Origin of the sequence: Vibrio spartinae, from assembly GCF_024347135.1 — a bacterium.
GTDB lineage: Bacteria > Pseudomonadota > Gammaproteobacteria > Enterobacterales > Vibrionaceae > Vibrio > Vibrio spartinae.
The window spans coordinates 1,442,319-1,462,339 of the sequence record NZ_AP024907.1 but is presented as its reverse complement, the minus strand read 5'-3'; the positions used below and the strand labels follow the sequence as shown (position 1 = coordinate 1,462,339).

18 protein-coding genes are annotated in these 20,021 nt (G+C 43.7%); 5 read left to right on the top strand and 13 right to left on the bottom strand.

The window, feature by feature from the left end; translation table 11 throughout:
• Window positions 1-8: 8 nt before the first annotated feature.
• The 3 genes from OCU60_RS06620 to hinT form a co-directional block, all read right to left on the bottom strand.
• Entirely contained in the window at window positions 9-398 is a 390-nt protein-coding gene (locus tag OCU60_RS06620; RefSeq protein WP_074373816.1) for a YcfL family protein, read from the bottom strand.
• Window positions 398-1,804 carry a COG3014 family protein gene (locus tag OCU60_RS06615; protein ID WP_074373815.1) on the bottom strand — a complete coding sequence of 469 codons (1,407 nt, stop codon included), beginning with the start codon at window positions 1,802-1,804 and terminating at the stop codon, window positions 398-400. Before OCU60_RS06615 ends, OCU60_RS06620 begins: the two co-directional genes overlap by 1 nt.
• Before the next feature lie 64 nt (window positions 1,805-1,868).
• Window positions 1,869-2,219, bottom strand: a complete 351-nt coding sequence (hinT, locus tag OCU60_RS06610) for a purine nucleoside phosphoramidase (protein WP_074373814.1) — start codon at window positions 2,217-2,219, stop codon at window positions 1,869-1,871.
• 395 nt (window positions 2,220-2,614) lie between these two features.
• Between hinT and OCU60_RS06605 the strand changes: the two genes are divergently transcribed.
• Window positions 2,615-3,778, top strand: a complete 1,164-nt coding sequence (locus tag OCU60_RS06605) for a Card1-like endonuclease domain-containing protein (RefSeq protein WP_074373813.1) — start codon at window positions 2,615-2,617, stop codon at window positions 3,776-3,778.
• Window positions 3,779-3,875: 97 nt separating this feature from the next.
• On the opposite strand, the gene fadR is transcribed toward OCU60_RS06605, so the two are convergent.
• Window positions 3,876-4,721, bottom strand: coding sequence for a fatty acid metabolism transcriptional regulator FadR (gene fadR, locus OCU60_RS06600; protein WP_074373812.1), 846 nt, complete (start codon window positions 4,719-4,721; stop codon window positions 3,876-3,878).
• A gap of 627 nt (window positions 4,722-5,348) precedes the next feature.
• On the opposite strand from fadR, the gene nhaB reads away from it, so the two are divergent.
• The gene (gene nhaB, locus OCU60_RS06595) at window positions 5,349-6,932 is read left to right on the top strand and encodes a Na(+)/H(+) antiporter NhaB (RefSeq protein ID WP_074373811.1); all 1,584 of its coding nucleotides are present in this window, start codon (window positions 5,349-5,351) and stop codon (window positions 6,930-6,932) included.
• Window positions 6,933-7,004: 72 nt separating this feature from the next.
• Window positions 7,005-7,538 (top strand): disulfide bond formation protein DsbB, encoded by a 534-nt coding sequence (gene dsbB, locus OCU60_RS06590; protein ID WP_074373810.1) that lies wholly within the window; start codon window positions 7,005-7,007, stop codon window positions 7,536-7,538.
• Window positions 7,539-7,608: 70 nt separating this feature from the next.
• Here the strand turns inward: dsbB and OCU60_RS06585 are convergent, their stop codons facing one another.
• The 3 genes from OCU60_RS06585 to cysB all read right to left on the bottom strand — a co-directional run bounded on the left by OCU60_RS06585 (window position 7,609) and on the right by cysB (window position 12,633).
• Entirely contained in the window at window positions 7,609-10,401 is a 2,793-nt protein-coding gene (locus OCU60_RS06585) for a DNA translocase FtsK (protein WP_074373809.1), read from the bottom strand.
• 175 nt (window positions 10,402-10,576) lie between these two features.
• Window positions 10,577-11,071, bottom strand: coding sequence for a leucine-responsive transcriptional regulator Lrp (gene lrp, locus OCU60_RS06580; protein WP_074373808.1), 495 nt, complete (start codon window positions 11,069-11,071; stop codon window positions 10,577-10,579).
• 587 nt (window positions 11,072-11,658) lie between these two features.
• A complete protein-coding gene (gene cysB / locus OCU60_RS06575) occupies window positions 11,659-12,633 on the bottom strand; it encodes an HTH-type transcriptional regulator CysB (RefSeq protein ID WP_074373807.1) in 975 nt (324 codons plus the stop codon).
• A gap of 303 nt (window positions 12,634-12,936) precedes the next feature.
• Here cysB and OCU60_RS06570 point away from each other — a divergent pair, with 303 nt between their 5' ends.
• On the top strand, window positions 12,937-13,698 hold the full coding sequence (locus OCU60_RS06570) for a DNA repair protein (RefSeq protein WP_074373806.1): 762 nt from the start codon (window positions 12,937-12,939) through the stop codon (window positions 13,696-13,698).
• 75 nt (window positions 13,699-13,773) lie between these two features.
• Complete coding sequence (gene miaE, locus OCU60_RS06565) at window positions 13,774-14,568, top strand: tRNA isopentenyl-2-thiomethyl-A-37 hydroxylase MiaE (RefSeq protein ID WP_074373805.1); 795 nt, start codon at window positions 13,774-13,776, stop codon at window positions 14,566-14,568.
• A gap of 75 nt (window positions 14,569-14,643) precedes the next feature.
• Here miaE and pyrF read toward each other — a convergent pair whose 3' ends face one another.
• The 6 genes from pyrF to cmk form a co-directional block, all read right to left on the bottom strand.
• The gene (gene pyrF / locus OCU60_RS06560; RefSeq protein WP_074373804.1) at window positions 14,644-15,342 is read right to left on the bottom strand and encodes an orotidine-5'-phosphate decarboxylase; all 699 of its coding nucleotides are present in this window, start codon (window positions 15,340-15,342) and stop codon (window positions 14,644-14,646) included.
• A 61-nt stretch (window positions 15,343-15,403) separates the two neighbouring features.
• On the bottom strand, window positions 15,404-16,573 hold the full coding sequence (gene lapB, locus OCU60_RS06555; protein WP_074373803.1) for a lipopolysaccharide assembly protein LapB: 1,170 nt from the start codon (window positions 16,571-16,573) through the stop codon (window positions 15,404-15,406).
• Between the two features lie 8 nt (window positions 16,574-16,581).
• Complete coding sequence (locus OCU60_RS06550) at window positions 16,582-16,866, bottom strand: LapA family protein (protein WP_059120484.1); 285 nt, start codon at window positions 16,864-16,866, stop codon at window positions 16,582-16,584.
• Window positions 16,867-17,004: 138 nt separating this feature from the next.
• Window positions 17,005-17,289 (bottom strand): integration host factor subunit beta, encoded by a 285-nt coding sequence (ihfB, locus tag OCU60_RS06545; RefSeq protein WP_021020082.1) that lies wholly within the window; start codon window positions 17,287-17,289, stop codon window positions 17,005-17,007.
• An 86-nt stretch (window positions 17,290-17,375) separates the two neighbouring features.
• Window positions 17,376-19,046: a 30S ribosomal protein S1 gene (gene rpsA / locus OCU60_RS06540; RefSeq protein ID WP_074373802.1), complete on the bottom strand. Its 1,671-nt coding sequence runs from the start codon at window positions 19,044-19,046 to the stop codon at window positions 17,376-17,378.
• 117 nt (window positions 19,047-19,163) lie between these two features.
• Window positions 19,164-19,847 carry a (d)CMP kinase gene (gene cmk, locus OCU60_RS06535; protein WP_074373801.1) on the bottom strand — a complete coding sequence of 228 codons (684 nt, stop codon included), beginning with the start codon at window positions 19,845-19,847 and terminating at the stop codon, window positions 19,164-19,166.
• Window positions 19,848-20,021 lie beyond the last annotated feature (174 nt).

Genomic DNA, 20,021 nt, shown 5'->3' with positions numbered 1-20,021 from the left:
CTTGTCACTTACTGATTCAATTCTCTAATCTGTACTCTGAAATGCACAGCATTCGGAGCAACAGCCACTTCAGATAACGACATTTCATCCATCCCTCTAATAATGGCTTGTCGCCATGGACCTGTCCGCGCATTCACATCCAGTCCTTGTTGATCATACCAATAAAAACGGTATTGAATATGCTGATCTGAGGCGGTCTTATTTTTTACTCTGACCACACCTCGTGTATGATCGTTCACTTCTGCTGTCGAAATATCTTTCACCTCGAGCTCAGAAGCTAATACTTTATCGCCATACAAAATCCGTTGATATTCACTCTCAACGGTCAATCCGGCAGTCTGTGTACTGGAACACCCCACCAAGACAAGTACAACAAAACTGAAGAGCCATTTATTCATCATAACCTTCCCAACTGTTTGTGCCAAATCACGGCCTTTCCCCCTTGACGGGAAAGCCATACAAATGTGGTTCCTTGTGCAGGAACATTGAATGTATAAGACTGCTGACCCACGGTGAATGTCTGCTCACCAGCGGATACAATCTTTGTCGCACTGAATACACTGCCGGGCAAAGTAATCCAGCTTCTGGTATCCGGCTGCTCTGTTAGAGTATTCCATATATTGAACACCAGATTTGCGACTTCAGCACCGTCATTATCATCTTTCGAAGCTTCCTGACGCAGCGTATTTTTTAATGTTAAGCGTAATATCTGTCGAAAAACAATCGATGTAATTCTTTCCTTCAGTTGCTTCCTTGCCATCAGATTGGTATCAACCAACTGTTGGCCTTCAACCGCGACATCATCAAGCGTCACTGGAAGAGCATCTGATGGCTGATAACCTGAATAGTAGGGTAAGGCCACAGAATACAGGTTCATTCTGCCAAGGCTACCATAGATCGGTAAAGACGCCTGCCAACCTTTCAGTTGGTCAACAACCCCTTGCTCCTGAATGATTATCACCCGACCCTGATGCTTACTCAGTTGCGGTAAACGCCCGTATTTTTTTCGCAGCGCGACCACATCCTGATTCATACCTAGCTTTTGCGCGCATCGGAGAGTGCTCTGAGCCACACTGGTGTTCTCCGGTGCGACAGCCAGCGCTCGCCGATAATCAACATAGGCATCATTCAAGTCACCACTGGCTTCATATAACAGCCCCGACAGATAAAACAGATAACCATTCTGAATCGACTGAAGTGTGCTCCCTGTACTGGGATAATGAGCCATTAACCCACCAAGATTGGGCTCAATCCCCTCTTGTTTGAGACGGTCCCGCTCTTTTATTAATTCAGCCTGTCTCTTATTTCTTGCTTTTTTCTGAACCTGATTCGCCCGTCTCAGTTCGACTAACGCACCTTCAAGCTGATTTTCATAAACATACGAAAGCGCGAGATATAAATGTAAAAAACCGAGTTCATAATCTGCCGGGACATATGCCGTCAAATTATCATTGGCAAACAAACTACCCGCATTGGCTGCCTCACGACTAATAGAAACAATAGCTTCATCCTGCTGCTGCCTGACCGCCTGATCACTCAGATTCAGAAATGACCGGCTCTTGGGCACATCTTTATTCAGCAAATAGACACGGCCTTTTTCCAGATTATCTAAAATCTTTCCCCCGACGAGATGATCAGGGAGATCCTGACTCGCCTTCTGGTAGTCGCCTTGCTTAACAGCCTGATACATCTCCTGATTTTGTTCGGAGTAATGGCTGAATAGGTTGCCAGCCGAAAAATTGGCGCAACCACTGCTCCCCAGCGCCAAACATATCACGGCAATATATCGTATCCGAATTCTCACAACGTTCCTGTGTCCGCTTGTATCTAGTTATTCATATCATCGAGATTAACTCATCAGACACCCATTAGTTCATCAAGAGCGGCCCCAGCGGTTTTCCTCCCAGAAGATGCATATGAATATGATAAACCTCCTGCCCACCATGCGCATTGCAGTTCACAATCAGTCGATAACCATCTTGAGCAATACCTTCTTGCTCAGCCAACTTCTTCGCCACAGTAAAAAGACGACCTAAGGCTGCTTCATCGACATCTTCAACATCATTCACTGTCGGAATCAGTTGATTTGGCACAATCAGGATATGACTTGGCGCGCGTGGATTAATATCCCGGAATGCAGTGACCAGTTCATCCTGATAAAGAATTTCTGCCGGGATTTCCTTGCGAATAATCTTACTAAAAATTGTTTCTTCGGCCATGTAATGCCTCTCTATCTGCTCATGTATAAAATCAGACTCATAAAAACGGTGGCAATGAAAAATTAACTATGGGTTGGATTGATCACAACCCGTTAAGTTTCATCGTATTTTCGTACCTCATGTATTTTAAGCACTTTTCTCATACTAAATACAGCAGAATGTTACGGATGTTTGACTTCATGGTGACATCGCTGCTTTCCGTCAACCACTGATCAGATCCGGTTCGAATTTGAATTTTAAGTGGGTGATAGGTAAAGATAGCGTCATATTTCACGCTAAAATAGATATTTATCACCAACTGACCTTGTTTTTTACGCTGGAGACCTTTATATCCTAGTCTATATCGCTTGTCTTTTTCCTTCCGACTCCTGCAAGCGAAAGCACGAGGATAATTTATGACCATTCATGTTGGCATCCTTGACGACGATCCGGTTCGTCTGATAACTCCGTTGCTTGATCACCGTATTATCGGTTCACATACCGTACTGATCGGTGATGCTTCACAAAAAACCATCTATTCCCGGTTGCATAATGTTTTAGAACAACATGATATTAGTAGTGAATTTTACGAGATCCCATCAGGTTCAAGTGTGGCATTAATTAAACGCTCGATTTATCAATTGGCCCACGACCTGAAAAACAGAGATCAGGATATTCAGCTCAATGCCAGTTGTGGTCTTCGCCACCGTCTCCTTTCCGTTTATGAAGTTTTCAGAACATTCCAATGGCCCATTTTCGTGGTTGAACCCAACTCTGACTGTCTGTGCTGGCTATATCCGAATGACTGCCAAGATGCGCAAGTTCAGGATCGAATTACAATCTCCGATTATTTAACAATCTTTGGTGCCCGAGGCGAGTTCTTTGAACGGGACACACCACCAGCGCTGGATGCAAAACTCTGTAATATCGGCGCATCATGGGCAAGTCGTGCTCTCGAACTTGGTCCGGGTCTGGCAACACTGAATTATCTGGCAACAACATGCAGAAAAGAACAATGCCTTGATGTCGCTTTATCAGAAAAACAGCAAGGCTACAAAGAACTGAGTTTATTGATACAAGACCTTGTCAATGCAAATATTGCGACTTATGAACACGGTATATTAACGTTTGCCAACGAAGATGCCAGACGATTTGCCAACGGAGAATGGCTAGAAACTCTGGTACATAGCATCGTCAGAAAAATTCAGTGCGGCATGCCGACGATTCAGGATCGCTCTTTAAACGTTCAAGTCTATCGTCAGTTGGGTGAGCGTGAAGTACGAAATGAGCTGGATGTGGCTACGGTGGTGAATAACAAACTGCATATCATAGAATGTAAAACCAAGGGAATGAGAGATGACGGTGATGATACCTTATATAAGCTAGAATCACTGAGAGACTTACTGGGCGGCCTTCAGGCAAGGGCAATGCTCGTCAGCTTCCGGCCTCTCCGGCAAAACGACATTACCCGAGCCCAGGATTTAGGACTGGCTTTAATCGGTCCCGAAGAGTTGAAAGCACTAGAAACACATTTATCGCAGTGGTTCACTCAAGCAGGCGGCCGAGAAAAACTCTCCTGATAAACACGATTTACGATTCAGAAACAACAAAAAAGGGCCTATTGGCCCTTTTCCAATCCCTAAACAAGGATTCACAAATCATAGCCAACCAACCTGATTAACCATCATCTTCAGTAAAGCTTGTCGGCAATGAACGTTTCATTTCATTCCAAATTTGTCGACTTTCAATCCCGTACTGACGAATGCAAGCGGAAAGATGCTCTAATTTATCAGTCCCGTTCGAGCAGAATGATAACAAATCTTTATAAAACTCTAACGCGAGTACGCGTGCTTTGGGGTTCGAAAAATAGTAACTACCGACACGATCATACAATTTTTTCAGACCGTTAAAGATCAGACCGTAGATTTGATTACCAGAATGGAAAGCCAAACGCTGGAACAACATGTAATCATAAAAATTGAACGTTTTCGCCAATAGTTTCTGTTCACGAGCTTCTTTGTCCCCCTCTCCATCATCTTTCACATGCTGCGATATCTTTTCAGAGTATGGTGAGTCAGCCATGAATCGCTCCCATGAATCCGCATCCAGTAATGCCTCACATGATCCAATGACTCGCTTGATCGTTTTTTCTGACTGGGTTGGATTCAGCCGAAATGCATAACGCATGAAAATCGGACTAATATTGCTTCTTGCCGCCAGTAAATCTTCAACAATACTGGTTGCATTTTCAGCATCCAGCGTCATCAAAGTATCCAAAATATGCAACCCAGAGGTTTCCATAAACTGATTCACTTTTGTCGGCTTACCATGCTGTATTGTCAACCAACCATCACGAGCCAACCGTTGCAGCACTTCCCTCAATGTCGTTCTGGTCACACCAATCAGTTCGGACAGTTCTCTTTCTGCCGGAAGAATCGACCCCGGCGCAAACCGCCCATTCCAGATACTTTCAATAATATACTTTTCTGCAAAGCCTGCTGGGCTTTTCGCCTTAATGACCATTCAATACTTTTCCAGTTTTGTTTATTTACAAACTCAGATGGCATTTATCATATCACCAGTTTGTACACTACGAAAATATTCGATATTCAACTTGCCACACAAGCCAAACTATTACATCAATGCGCAACAAGTATCTTATTCACTTTTTGATTTAGCTTAAGATTACCATTCTGAAACTTGAATAAAATATAAAGGAAATTTAGTACGATGGACAGGTGAAAAGCATAAAAGTTTCCATAGTAAACTTACAGATACGTCATATTATTTCACATTATCTCTGTTGAGATGGTTGTTGATAACTATGTCATCTTCGACATTATTTCCAAAGTTGTGAAGTGACAATGATTTTATATGCCTTATGGCCATACTATAGGCTACTTTTATGTGAAAACTTCAAGGAAACTCTCACTAAGAACTTATTGTATTTCATGAAATAATTAACCTACTGTAGAGTTTCCGGCAAAACACCATGTCGATACATTAATCAGGGAGCAATGTTCATTAGGCATCACTCATGAATCTTTGCTGGGATGTATGTAATTTTGAATGGATATCTTTCGTAAATTGTTACGAAAAAGAAGTGATGGATATCAGTGTCTATTCATAACAACTATAAGAGTCATCATCATGCCGATTTCTTTAGGAAACGCGTTCATTAAAAATTTTCTGGGTAAATCACCAGATTGGTACAAAGTGGCAATTGTTGCTTTTCTCATTGTGAATCCACTCGTCTTTTTCACAATAAGCCCCTTTGCCGCAGGTTGGTTACTGGTTGTTGAATTTATATTCACGCTTGCAATGGCCTTAAAATGCTATCCGCTCCAGCCCGGTGGGTTACTTGCAATAGAAGCAATACTCATCGGAATGACAAGCCCAGAGCAAGTTAAACATGAGTTAGTTGCGAATATTGAAGTTCTCCTACTTCTCATGTTTATGGTCGCGGGTATTTACTTCATGAAGCAACTGCTTCTCTTTATCTTCACCAAAATTCTTTTAGAAATACGCTCTAAGGTCATCTTATCTTTAGCATTTTGTGTCGCTGCTGCATTTCTTTCTGCATTCCTTGATGCCCTTACGGTGATCGCGGTCATCATTAGTGTTGCCGTTGGATTTTATGCCATCTACCACAAAGTTGCTTCTGGACAAGGTGACCACACCCAAGATGAGCATTTATCAGACCTGACCAGAGACGATTTGGAAAACTACCGGGCTTTTCTACGTTCACTCCTCCTCCATGCTGGGATCGGAACTGCACTGGGCGGGGTGATGACCATGGTTGGTGAACCACAAAACCTGATTATTGCCGATCAAGCGGGCTGGAATTTCGGCGAATTTTTAATTCGTATGTCACCGATCACTGTGCCTGTTTTTATCAGTGGAATTCTCACCTGTATCGCTGTTGAGAAGCTGAAAATTTTCGGCTACGGCGCTCAGCTCCCCGATCCCGTTCGGAAAATTCTACGCGATTATGATCGGACACAAAGACAAAGCCGTACTAATCTCGACGTTGCAAAACTATGGATTCAGGGATTAATTGCGATTTGGCTGATCGTTGGTCTGGCTCTCCACCTTGCATCGGTTGGGCTGATCGGGCTTTCCGTGATTATTCTGGCAACCACATTCTGTGGCATTACCGAAGAGCACGCACTTGGCAAAGCATTTGAAGAAGCATTACCCTTTACCGCTTTACTCGCGGTATTCTTCTCGATCGTTGCGGTGATTGTCGATCAACACCTATTTAAACCGGTCATCGATGCCGTATTACACCTAGAGAATGCAGATCTTCAACTCGCGATGTTCTACGTTGCGAATGGATTGCTTTCTATGGTTTCTGACAATGTATTCGTGGGCACGGTCTATATCCATGAGGTGAAAACGGCACTCATGGAAGGCATTATCTCACGCGACCAATTTGACCTGTTAGCGGTTGCGATCAATACCGGGACGAATTTACCCTCTGTTGCAACCCCGAATGGACAAGCTGCGTTTTTGTTCCTGCTGACCTCGGCACTGGCACCTCTCATCCGACTCTCTTACGGACGAATGGTGATGATGGCGCTGCCATATACAGTTGTTTTAACACTTGTTGGTTTGGTCGGTATCATCTTTTTCCTTGAGCCAGCAACCGCGAATTATTATGATCTGGGTTGGTTATCTCACCACGTCCCAGATGCATTAAAACATGCATCAGCATCACTGGGTCATGAATAATCGATTGAGTCTACCGTAGTTTCGCGTTAAAAAGCTCTGTAGAACAGAGCTTTTACTTTATAAGGATATCCCATAGTGATCTTTGCCAAACTCAACCAGTTTTCTCAGTCCAGAACATCCTGGGTCTTATTGTTGTTATCTATCCTGTTTTTTGAAATGTGTGCGCTCTTTTTCCAACATATTTTGATGCTCGCACCCTGCGTCATGTGTATTTATGAAAGGGTAGCAATGTTGGGAATAGGCGGTGCGGCGATTCTGGGGCTCATCGCACCCCGGCTGGCAATATTCCGTTGGCTAGGTCTTCTCTCTTGGGGGTACACAGCATATTCAGGACTGTTACTTGCACACCAGCATGTTGAGTATCAATTCCACCCTTCACCATTTGCAACTTGTGATGCTTTTGTTCAATTTCCACAGTGGGCGCCACTTAACCAATGGATGCCGTGGATGTTTGAAGCATATGGCGACTGTAGCAAAATTGTATGGCAGCTTTTAACTTTATCGATGCCACAGTGGTTGGAAATCATCTTTGCAATCAATCTTTTTGTTGTCTTTATTTTCTTGATTGCTCAATTTTTCAAACCTAAAAGACGCAGTTTATTTTAAAAACGACAACGCTCTAAAAGCAGAGGGAGACCATACGGTCTCCCTCTGCTTTTAAATCAACGTTGCATGATTACTCTCTGATCGGCGGTGGCGCGAGCACTTCCCGATTACCATTGTGGCCAGGCGCACTGACAATCCCCTGAGCCTCTAGCTGCTCGACAATTCTAGCCGCACGATTGTATCCAATCTTGAAACGTCGCTGCACCCCGGAAACCGACCCTCTTCGCGTTTCAACAACGTGTTCAACAACCTGGTCAAATAATGGATCGACATCTTCGTCACCGTCGAGTTGTTCTCCCGGTAACAATGCTTCTGGTCCTTGATCCCCACTGACTATTTCGTCAATGTAGTTGGGTTGACCTCTCGCCTTCCAGTTATTGACGACAGCATGAACATCATCATCAGAAGCAAATGCCCCATGAACGCGGATAGTGTGACTGGATCCCGGTGGCAAATAGAGCATATCTCCCATCCCCAACAGAGATTCAGCCCCTCCTTGATCGAGAATGGTACGAGAATCTGTCTTCGTTGAAACAGTAAATGCAACTCGAGTTGGGATGTTCGCCTTAATCAATCCTGTAATCACATCAACCGAAGGGCGTTGGGTTGCCAAAATCAAATGAATCCCCGCAGCCCTTGCCTTCTGGGCCAAACGGGCAATCAGTTCTTCAACTTTCTTACCAACAACCATCATCAAGTCGGCAAATTCATCGACCACGACCACAATAAAAGGTAGTTTCTCCAGTAATGGCGGTTCTGCATCCATGCTATCACCATCCTTCCAAAGCGGATCATGAATCGGATGCCCAGCTTTGGCTGCCATCTCCAGCTTTTCATTGAAACCTTTGATGTTCCGAACCCCAACAACCGACATTAACTTGTAGCGACGTTCCATCTCTGCCACACACCAACGCAACGCATTGGCGGCATCCTTCATATCCGTCACAACCTCTGACAGAAGATGAGGAATGCCTTCATAGATTGAAAGCTCCAACATTTTCGGGTCAATCATGATAAATCTGACTTCTTCCGGTGTCGCCTTATATAGCATACTCAGGATCATCACATTCACACCGACGGATTTCCCTGAGCCTGTCGTTCCTGCAACTAAGACATGAGGCATTTTTGCTAAATCGGCAATCACAGCATCACCGGCAATATCTTGACCGAGTACAATGGTTGTCGGAGATTTTGACCGCTTAAATTTGTCACTGCTAACGACATCAGACAGGTAGACCGTCTGACGGCTCAAGTTTGGCAACTCCAAACCAACATAAGGTTTCCCCGGAATGACCTCAACAACCCGGACTGCTGGCGTAGACAGAGAACGAGCCAAGTCTGTTGATAATCCGGAAATTCGGCTCACTTTCACTCCCGGGGCTAAATCGAGTTCGAACCGAGTAATAACCGGACCGGGATAAATCCCCACAACACTTGCCTGAATCTTATAATCCAATAGCTTAGACTCAACCAATCTTGCCACTTCCGTCAGCATATCCTGATCAATAAAGTTTTCTCTTTTCTCTGGATGATACAACAACTCTAACGTTGGTAATGGCTCTGTCGGTGTTGGTAGATCGATAGTCGGCTGAACCAAAAACGGATTTTGTTTTGCCAATTCGGTTTTCTTTGCTTCAGAGACTAAGCTTTGGAAAGCAACAACATCTTCATCTGAGTCCTCTTGCGCCTCAGAGAGGTCGGGCTCTTCATCGTGTGTGTCTAAGCTAGAGAATGTTGGTTCATTTTCATGAACGTCAATATCAAACGATCCAAATGAGTGGCTGGTCGTGGCGGATGTATCCTCGCTTGGGTCATCGTCCCAATCGCCTTCAGCAAAATCATTATGTTGCTGTGCGGCTTTATCCAATTCTTCTATCGTTGCAGAAAACTGTTTATTCCGTTCCGACCACTCATCATTGATATCCGTTGCAGCTTGTTGCGCCTGAGCGTCATCGCCTACGACATCCTGCTCATTCTGAGGGATGTGGATGTTAAAGCGACGAACATTGTCAGTAAGAGAACTATCGGTAAGAGAGCTATCCGTAAGAGAGTTGTCATGTGGAGAATTGTCATGAGGAGAATTGCTAGTCGGTGCTGTATCCGTGCGATTCGATTCAACAACAGCTTCAGTCGGTGACAGGCGATGTTGAATATCACGTTCAAGCAAAGCAGCCGATGATTCAATCCCCGGGGACAGAATTGTCTCCTTCTCTCCACTCCGAAACAGTGCGACGCCTTTTTGTGCGAATGCAATGGCTTGATCCCCAAGCCACTCCACAATCGTTAACCATGAGATGCCGGTGAGTAATGTAAAACCAGCCCCCCAGAGAAACAGGAAAATCAAGGTACTGCCCAAGATATTGAATGTTGGTAGCGCCAAGCTACTCAAAACATCACCGACGACACCGCCAGAAGAGAAATACCACAAATCATCAAAATTGATGTCGGCCAGACCACAACTCGTCAGCAGAACCACGACGAAACCGAGCAAACGAGTCCCCCAGATCATGAAATCGAAGGATTCATCCTCATCGCGAGCACGTAGCCCTCCCCATGCAATGAGCGTAATCACTAAAGGGAGTGGGTATGCCAGTGACCCAAAAGTAAAAAAGAGCGTATCAGCGATCCAAGCACCGATATATCCACCGGCATTATGTAGCTCTCCTCCCCAAGCGGTCTGAGACCAAGACGGATCAGCCGGGCTAAATGTCAGTAAAGCCACCGAGAAGAAGACGGATAAGAGGACAGCTAAAATCAAAACACTCTCTTTCAGCCGTTGAACGCCATTTAAGCGAGGTGAAGTTGTGACCTCAGCTCTGGTTTTGATAATGGTCTCGACTTTACTTTTGTTCTCTTTGAACATAACCAACTTTTTGCTTAAACCTCATGTCAAAGCATCATGCGCAACATGAATTGAAATAAAAACAGTCCGAGCGGCCCAAGCCGCTCGGTTTATGCTGTGATTTAACCATAACATTCGCCAAAACCCAATGTCGTTAAGTCAGAATACAGAAAGATATTCGAGACTTGCTTTGTGGCTAACGAACTTTAATGACTAACTGATTTGTCTGCTTCACTTCTTCCATCACCACATAGGTTCGAGTATCGTTTACACCGGGTAGTCGTAGTAGCGTATCGCCCAAGAGCTTACGATAGGCACCCATATCAGATACCCTGGTTTTCAACAAATAGTCAAAATCCCCTGAAACAAGATGACATTCCTGAATGTCGTCTAATCTTTGTACCGCTGTATTGAATTGTTCAAATACATCCGGCGCCCCACGATTCAATGTGATTTCAACAAAAACAAGTAATGATGCATCAAGATACTGCGGATTCAGGAGTGCTGTATATCCCGTAATATAGTTCTGACGCTCAAGTCGTCTTACACGCTCCAAACAGGGCGTTGGAGACAATCCAACACGTTTGGATAGTTCTACATTTGAAATCCGACCATCTTTCTGCAATTCATTCAAAATGTTGCGATCGATCCTATCTAAATCCTTGGACGGCTTTTTATAGTTGTCTGCCATGTTTATTCCACCTTATTTACTTCCTTGCAAAAAATACAACAATTTTTGTAACACAAAATATCTCAAGTTCCAGGACTAACATAATACTAGTCATATATTCGATATATTATACAAACACCCAGTGAATACAACCAAATACAAATAAGGGATCAGGATGATCATTGGCATACTGAAAGAGCTCAAATATCATCAATACCATAGTGATACGAGGTCATCCCATGTAATCAGAGAAACGATACCTCAAGGTTACCAAACACGATATTGAAACAAACACCAGCATTGGTCTCTGCTTCTCTGACGATAATGAACCGTAGGCGCATCCATTCTTCCTACTGCTGACGATACATTTGCGAAAGCAGGCATCATTGTAAAGGTCAGAAAGCCTCTGAGCGTCAAACGTGAGAAACGACTAAAAGGGCAAATATTATCGACTTAATTTACACCTTGCACCAAATTTTCCACAAACTGGCGACTGAATCAAGAATAAAACGCTCTCTATTGCCAATGAATCGCCATCGGTTCACTGAATTATTTGCCTCTTTTGGAACCTAACTCTGAAAAAAACTCGGGACTTGACGCCACCAGAATTAGCGTACGGGCAATTGAATGTCCTTAAACATCTCATCAATTTCTTGACTCGACTTCAGAGAAATCGCCTGTTCCACCACAGGACGAGTCAAATGAGGTGCAAAACGTTCCATAAAGTCAAACATATAAGAACGCAGAAAGGTCCCCCGACGAAAACCGATACTCGTGGTGCTCGAACCAAAAATATGGCTGGCATCAATTGCCACTAGATCTGCATCACGGACTTTATCGACTGCCATGCTGGCAATCACCCCAACTCCCATACCGATTCGGACATAAGTTTTAATCACATCGGCATCCGTTGCGGTAAACACAACTCTCGGGCTCAATCCGACCTGATCAAATGCCATATCCAGTTCAGAGCGTCCTGTAAACCCAAACACATAAGTGACCAAAGGATATGTTGCTAACTCTTCAATGCATAACTTATCTCGTTGTGCTAAAGGGTGCCCTTTTGGTACCACAATTGAACGATTCCAGTGATAACACGGTAACATGATTGCATCTTGATACAAATGTAGTGCTTCGGTTGCAATAGCAAAGTTCGCGATCCCTTTCGCAATCGCTTCTGACATCTGACTCGGTGTTCCTTGATGCATGTGCAAAGAAACTTTAGGATACCTGGCGGTAAACCCTTTGATCACATCCGGCAGAGCATAACGGGCTTGTGTATGAGTTGTTGAGATATTCAATGTCCCCATTTCCGGGTGAGTGTGTTCACTGGCAACAGCTTTAATCCCTTCAACCCGAGAAAGAATTTCCTGTGAAATTTTCACGATATCTTCTCCGGCAGAAGTCACCTGAGTCAGATGTTTACCACTTCGTTCAAATATCTGAATCCCAAGTTCATCTTCAAGTAAACGAACCTGCTTACTGATCCCCGGTTGAGATGTGTACAAACTCTCGGCTGTAGCTGAAACATTCAAATTATGATTCACTACCTCCACAATGTATTTTAACTGCTGTAGCTTCATGTCAACCCCGTTATCTCTGCAGCAAATTACAAACTTAGGTATTTTATATAATCATTAGTTATAATGCTTAATGAAAAGAATTTATACCCTTTTTTGACCGCTAGTTGGAAAATAATTGGAACTTTTCTGCGAGTGGGGACTTCATTTACTGAATAATTAAGTGATCTATTAAAGAATAATGGGGGATTCATTGGTAGAACACGTTAAATTTTATTATGCTATACGAACTTACCGTCGAGGATTGTCAGCCTTATGAATCCTTAGACAGGTTGAATTCACGATGTACGGATTGATGCAGGAACTATGAGTATAGGATTAATCATTGCCTTGGTGGGCGTATTGCTCCTTCTGATTTTAGGCTACAACATTATGTTGCAGTACAAGGTCAAGGTCGAAACAGCAAGAAAACACGAGTCTACTCGTTATGTCGCAATCATTGATGCCACCGAGGATCTAATCGGTAACGCTCACCATGTCCCCTACAGCAAGGACTTGTTGCTGTGTCTGAATAATCGGATTTTAGATTCGCTACAAAGTATGTACGAGCTAGACCCTAAAAACAAACAATTGGCACATCGTATCGAGAACATGCAGGGGCAAGTAAAAAATCTGCGTGAAAATCATCCGAATCAGGACAGTACAACATTCAAGTCGCCAACCAATGACAAACAAGCGATTACCATGCTCAAGCTTGTAAAACGTCTGAGGGATACAATTCGGAGCGAGCATAATAAAGGGCGTCTGGATACTCAGGCGTATGTAACGGAAAATGCACGTCTGGAAATGATTCAGATACGTATCAACATTGAGAATGTCATCAAACGAGCCAATGAGTCGATTGTGCGCGGACAACCGGGAACAGCGATTCAGCTTCTGAAGAAAGGTATCGATGTCCTCAGTACAAAAAATGATGCCTATTCAAATCAAGCGCGGGAAAAACTGCAAGCCATGTACGATGAGCTCGAGAACAAGCGTCAACAGAAAAAAACACCGGTTGAAGCGCAAGGTGATCGAGAACGAGATGACGATATGGAAGCCCTCTTTGGTGAAAAGAAAAAGTGGTAGCGATTTCCTCCTTGATTTAGATTCTACTTATATTCATAACAGGTCGCTCTGGCGACCTTTTTAAGTTTAATAACCATGACCAATAACGACCAGTATCAACAATTACTCCAACCTATTCATAACTTTCTACAATGTGAAACCCCCGACACGTGGATTAACGAGGCGAAAAAGCCGGAAAATTTAAAAATCATTCTGATTGATCATCTTTTATGTGAATTGAAGGCCGGACAATCGGCAATGTACCTCATCCGTAAATACGCTGTCGATGCGACAAGTGCATCCGCTCTGCTCGCATGGTTTAAACCTTATGAAGATTTTGCTTACCGCAAGTTAGGTGCCCTGACGGATCTGAAAGGGAAAAACCAGCTATCCAAAACCATCATGGCGAAAGCTGATTCATCGTACAGCCAAGATTTAATCGACAAAATGGTTTTATTGATCAAAGAAGAGCTCCACCACTTCTATCAAGTGCTCGAGATCATGGAGAAAAAAGAGATTCCCTATGAGAATATCCCTGCCGGCCGTTATGCAAAAGGACTATTGTCACAGGTAAAAACCTATGAGCCAGAGGCGCTTATCGACAAGTTAATTATTGGTGCTTATATTGAAGCAAGATCATGTGAACGCTTTGCCAGACTCGCCCCATACATGGATGACGATATCGCGAAATTTTATGTGTCTTTGTTACGTTCCGAAGCACGACACTATCAAGACTACTTAGCACTGGCTCAACAAATTGCTCATCAAGATATTTCTAAGCGGATCGACACAATAGGAAAAGCCGAAGCAGAACTGATACTTTCCTCCGACCCTTGCTTCAGGTTTCACAGTGGTCCCCCTGAGACCGAGAAAATGACCTTGTCTCCATGAATAGATACAAAAATAGGGGCTAAAGCCCCTATTTCACTCAAATTAATCTTGCTGTAACCAGAATAATCGGTTTGTTTATAGATGAAGTGAATGATTAATACTCTCTAGAACCGATGCTGGCTCTGGTGCTTGAGTAATCGGTCTGCCAATAACCAAATAATCAGAACCAGCAGAAATCGCTTCCTGAGGTGTCATAATTCGTAGTTGGTCACCAACATCACTCCCTGCCGGGCGAATCCCTGGCGTCACTAACTGAAATGACAGACCCAATTGCGCTTTCAGCAGGCAAGCTTCCTGAGCAGAACACACCACACCATCCAGCCCTGAATTTTTTGTCAATGTCGCAAGACGAAGCACTTGTTCTTGAGGAGGCACATTTAGCCCGATATCAGCCAAATCATGTTGAGACATACTGGTTAAGACCGTAACACCAATCAGTATCGGCCTATCTACACCATAAGGTTCGAGTATTTCGCGAGCGGCAGTCATCATACGTTCACCGCCGCTGGCATGAACATTCACCATCCAGATACCCAGCTCAGCCGCAGCTCTCACCGCTTTGGCACAAGTATTGGGGATATCGTGAAATTTCAAGTCCAAAAAAACGGAGAAGCCACGTTGGTGTAATGCACGCACAAAATCAGGGCCGAATAACGTAAACATTTCCTTCCCGACCTTCAAACGGCAATACTGAGGATCAATCCGATCAACAAAGCGTAATGCTTCGGCTTGATTATCATAATCCAGTGCTACAATGACTCTCGGCTCGCCCATTTTTTCTCCTTCGTTTATTTTATATTTTCATTCAATCCAATTCTCGTTTCAGGAGCTGTTGTTACTCTCCGTCTAATCCCCGAATCGGTTTCACCTCTCCCCAGCTCTTACACGATGGACAGTGCCAATACAGAGAGTGAGAAGAGAAGCCACATTTCCGGCAGCGATAATGAGGTTTTATCCTCATCTGTTCGCCAACCATGATTTGCAATGCAGATAAACTTTTTTTCGCCCGACCTTCTTCAGCTTCCGCTAAATGATAATCCATCAATCGGTAGAACCCCTTCATGGTCGGATTCTTCACCAGCTGCTTCGTCAGTAAATCCAGAGCCGCGCCAACACCTTCATGGTGAGCAACCAACTGAGCCAGCATCAATTCAGCCGAAGCACCCGCCTGATGGGCGATACATTTTCTTAAAAATTCAATCAGCCCCTGTTCATGACCAGAATAGTGATAACACTCAGCAAGCGTCGGTAAAATTTCACCGACATAATCGACATCCTGTTCCAGTACCATTTCCATATAACGAATGGTATTCTGATAATCTTCTTTCTCTAGATAAAGCTTCCCCAAGCCAATACTTGCTCTGACACATTTCGGATCTTCCGACAGCGCTTTTTTGTATATTTGTATCGCTTTCATGTCATCACGCATTGATTGCGCATCTGCTGCGAGCTCACACCAAAAGTAAGCAATATTCTTACGCATCTTTTTACGGCCAAGTTTAACCAAGGCATGGGCGCACTCTATGGCTTTCATCCATTCTCGAGTTTGCTGATAAATCGAAGTCAATTGAATTAATGCTGACTCCCGATGTTCAGGTTCTTCAATGAGTTGTTCGAAAATACGCTCCGCACGATCCAAAAAACCAGCAACCATATAATCTTTTGCCAGTTGTTGAAGTGAGAGGTTCTTTTGATCGATGGTTAATCCTGAGCGAGAAATCAGATTCTGGTGAATCCGAATCGCTCGATCGACCTCACCTCGAGAACGAAATAAGTTACCGAGTGCTAAATGCGTGTCAATCGTCTCATCATCAACTTGGAGTAATTCGATAAAGTGATCAACCGCCTTATCCGATTGATCAGATAGCAGCAGGTTAAGTCCCGTAACATATTGACGGGATATTTGATGAGATTGTTTCTGCTTGTCCTGCTGAGCGCTGCGGTGCCCCATATACCAACCATAAGCAGCAGCGATCGGCAATAACAAGAAGAGTATTTCTAACATCGAGTATGTTATCCGATATTCAGTTTCTCTTTCGCAACTGGACGCTGAGTTTCACTCTTGTTCAGTTGCTTATTCAAACGGCGAATCTGTAGTTTTGCTCTGAGATGCAAACTACCAAAAATAAGCCACGCTATAGCAAAACCAGCAACAAAAACTGCTCCCAAAAGCCAAGATAAATGAAATTCACCTTTTGCTAATAAATAGTTGAACGTAACAACTTCTTGGTTTTGGGCACCCAAGGCTAAGGCAACAAGGAAGAGAACGAGAAGAAAAATGATTTTTAAGACTCTCATAATGGGAAAACCTGCATCAGTTATTGGCACCCCTGATTATGCAAGAAAATCACCATCCATACCATGATAATTGATAATATCGTATCCAAAAAAAACGGCACATCGAACGATATGCCGCATAGATTCGCTTGCAAAAAATCAGATCGTACTATTAACACGCTCTCTGAGTTCTTTGCCAGGCTTAAAGTGAGGGACATATTTACCATCCAATTCAACTTTTTCACCTGTTTTGGGGTTACGGCCAGTGCGAGGCTCGCGATAATGCAGAGAGAAACTGCCAAAGCCTCGAATCTCTATTCTGTCCCCCTGTTCCAACGATGTTGCCATATGCTCGATAATATCTTTTACGGCATCTTCGATTTCTTTCGCGGACAGATGAGTTTGCTCTGCGCACAATCTTTCAATCAATTCAGACTTCGTCATAGTTTCCCTCTTCTTATTTGCAATATCAGCATCAAAATCCTAACCAAAAAAAAGGAGCCAATTTGGCTCCTTTTTTGCGAATAATATTACTCGCTTTTAGCAGCCTTGAAAGCATCAGCCATTGCATTACCGAACGCGCCTTCATCTGGCTTGTTCAGTGAAGCCATTGCTTCTTGCTCTTCTGCTTCATCTTTCGCTTTGACAGATAGGTTGATAACGCGATTCTTACGGTCTACACCAGTAAATTTCGCTTCAATGCTATCACCAACGCTCAGGATGAGAGATGCGTCTTCAACACGGTCACGAGATACTTCAGAAGCACGGATGTAACCTTCAACGCCATCTTCTAGTTCAATTGTAGCACCTTTCGCATCAACTGCAGTAACAGTACCATTGACTAGTGTGCCTTTTTTGTTATCAGCAACATATGCGTTGAACGGGTCGTTCTCCATCTGCTTAACGCCAAGAGAAATTCGCTCACGCTCTGCATCAACAGCAAGAACAACAGCAGAGATTTCATCGCCTTTCTTGTATTCACGAACCGCTTCTTCTCCAGGAACATTCCAAGAGATATCAGACAAGTGAACCAGACCGTCAATCCCGCCATCCAGACCGATAAAGATACCAAAGTCAGTAATAGACTTGATCTTACCAGTAACTTTGTCGCCTTTCGCCTGAGCTTCAGCGAACTGTTGCCATGGGTTAGCTTTACACTGTTTCAGACCTAGAGAAATACGACGACGTTCTTCATCGATATCCAGAACCATCACTTCAACTTCGTCACCGACGTTGACAACTTTAGATGGGTGAATATTCTTATTCGTCCAATCCATTTCTGAAACGTGAACCAGACCTTCAACGCCTTCTTCGATTTCAACGAAGCAGCCATAATCAGTCAGGTTAGTGACACGGCCAGTCAGCTTGTGACCTTCTGGATAGCGTTTTGCGATTGCAACCCATGGATCTTCACCTAGTTGTTTCAGACCTAGAGATACACGAGTACGATCACGATCAAACTTCAGCACTTTCACTAAGATTTCGTCACCAACATTGACGATTTCAGATGGATGCTTAACACGTTTCCAAGCCATATCAGTGATGTGCAGAAGACCGTCAACACCACCAAGGTCTACGAACGCACCGTAATCAGTCAGGTTCTTAACGATACCTTTAACTTCAGTGCCTTCTTGTAGTGTTTCAAGCAGTTCATCACGCTCAACACTGTTTTCAGATTCGATAACAGCACGGCGAGAAACAACAACGTTGTTGCGTTTCTGATCCAGCTTAATAACTTTGAACTCTAGCTCTTTGTTTTCTAGGTGAGCGGTGTCGCGAATTGGACGAACGTCAACCAGAGAGCCAGGAAGGAAAGCACGAATACCGTTAAGTTCAACAGTAAAACCACCTTTAACTTTACCATTGATAATACCAACAACAGTTTCAGCTTCTTCGTATGCTTTCTCAAGAACAATCCAAGCTTCGTGACGTTTCGCTTTCTCACGAGAAAGTTGAGTTTCACCGAAACCGTCTTCTACTGCATCCAGCGCAACATCGACTTCAGAACCGACTTCAACTTCAAGTTCGCCAGCGGCGTTCTTGAACTGTTCAGCAGGGATTGCAGATTCAGACTTCAGACCAGCATCAACAAGAACAAAACCGTTCTCGATAGCAACAACAGTACCCTTAACGATGGTACCAGTCTGGAATTCAGTCTCGTTTAGAAACTCTTCAAAAAGTTGAGCAAAAGATTCAGTCATTTATTTCATCTTCAAAATATTAAACTTCCACGGGTATCCTACCGCGTGGGGTTATGAATTTCGCCAATCATCATCCTTGAGACCGACGTTCTGCACTGACCATTACTTAGCAAACTGCTAGCGAACCGCCAGTTTAGATTCTATATATTGTAGCGATATTTCGAGAACCTGCTCGATAGACATAGACGTTGAGTCAAGTACCAATGCATCATCAGCAGGACGCAATGGCGCAACGGGACGATTTCGGTCTCTTTCGTCACGTTCACGAATTTCGCTTAAAAGGTCATCAAATTTAACATCAAGCCCTTTAAGTTGCAACTGGTTATAGCGTCTTTTTGCCCGCTCCTCAGAGCTGGCATCCAAGAATATTTTAACTTCCGCATCAGGGAAAACAATCGTCCCCATATCCCGGCCATCGGCAACAAGCCCGGTCTCTTTAATAAACGCACGCTGACGACGAAGGAGCGCCTCTCGCACTCTGGGAAAAGCAGCGATTTTAGAGGCTGCCATACCTGTTTCTTCCTTACGGAGCTCTCCGGAGACATCTTCACCTTCCAGAATAACTTTGACTAAATCACCTTCAGCAATAAATTCAACATCCAAATGCGTTGCCAAAGGCACCAAAGCATCTTCAGATTCGGTATCGACACCATGATGAATCGCAGCCAGAGTCAATACACGATACAGTGCACCAGAATCAAGCAAATCAAACTCAAACGCTTTAGCGATATGCATACAAAGCGTACCTTTCCCAGCGCCACTCGGTCCATCAACGGTAATCACCGGTGTATAAGAAGACATGTCTTACTCCACTATTCAAATGATTGCGGCTAAAATCCGCATCTTGCCGGGGTCGCATTATAAAGACTCAGCAGCTCAGGAGCCATAGAGAATTTAAAATCTTCAATAGACTTAATTATTTTTCACATAACCAGATAATAAAAAATTCATCACAAAAATACTTAAAACTATCAA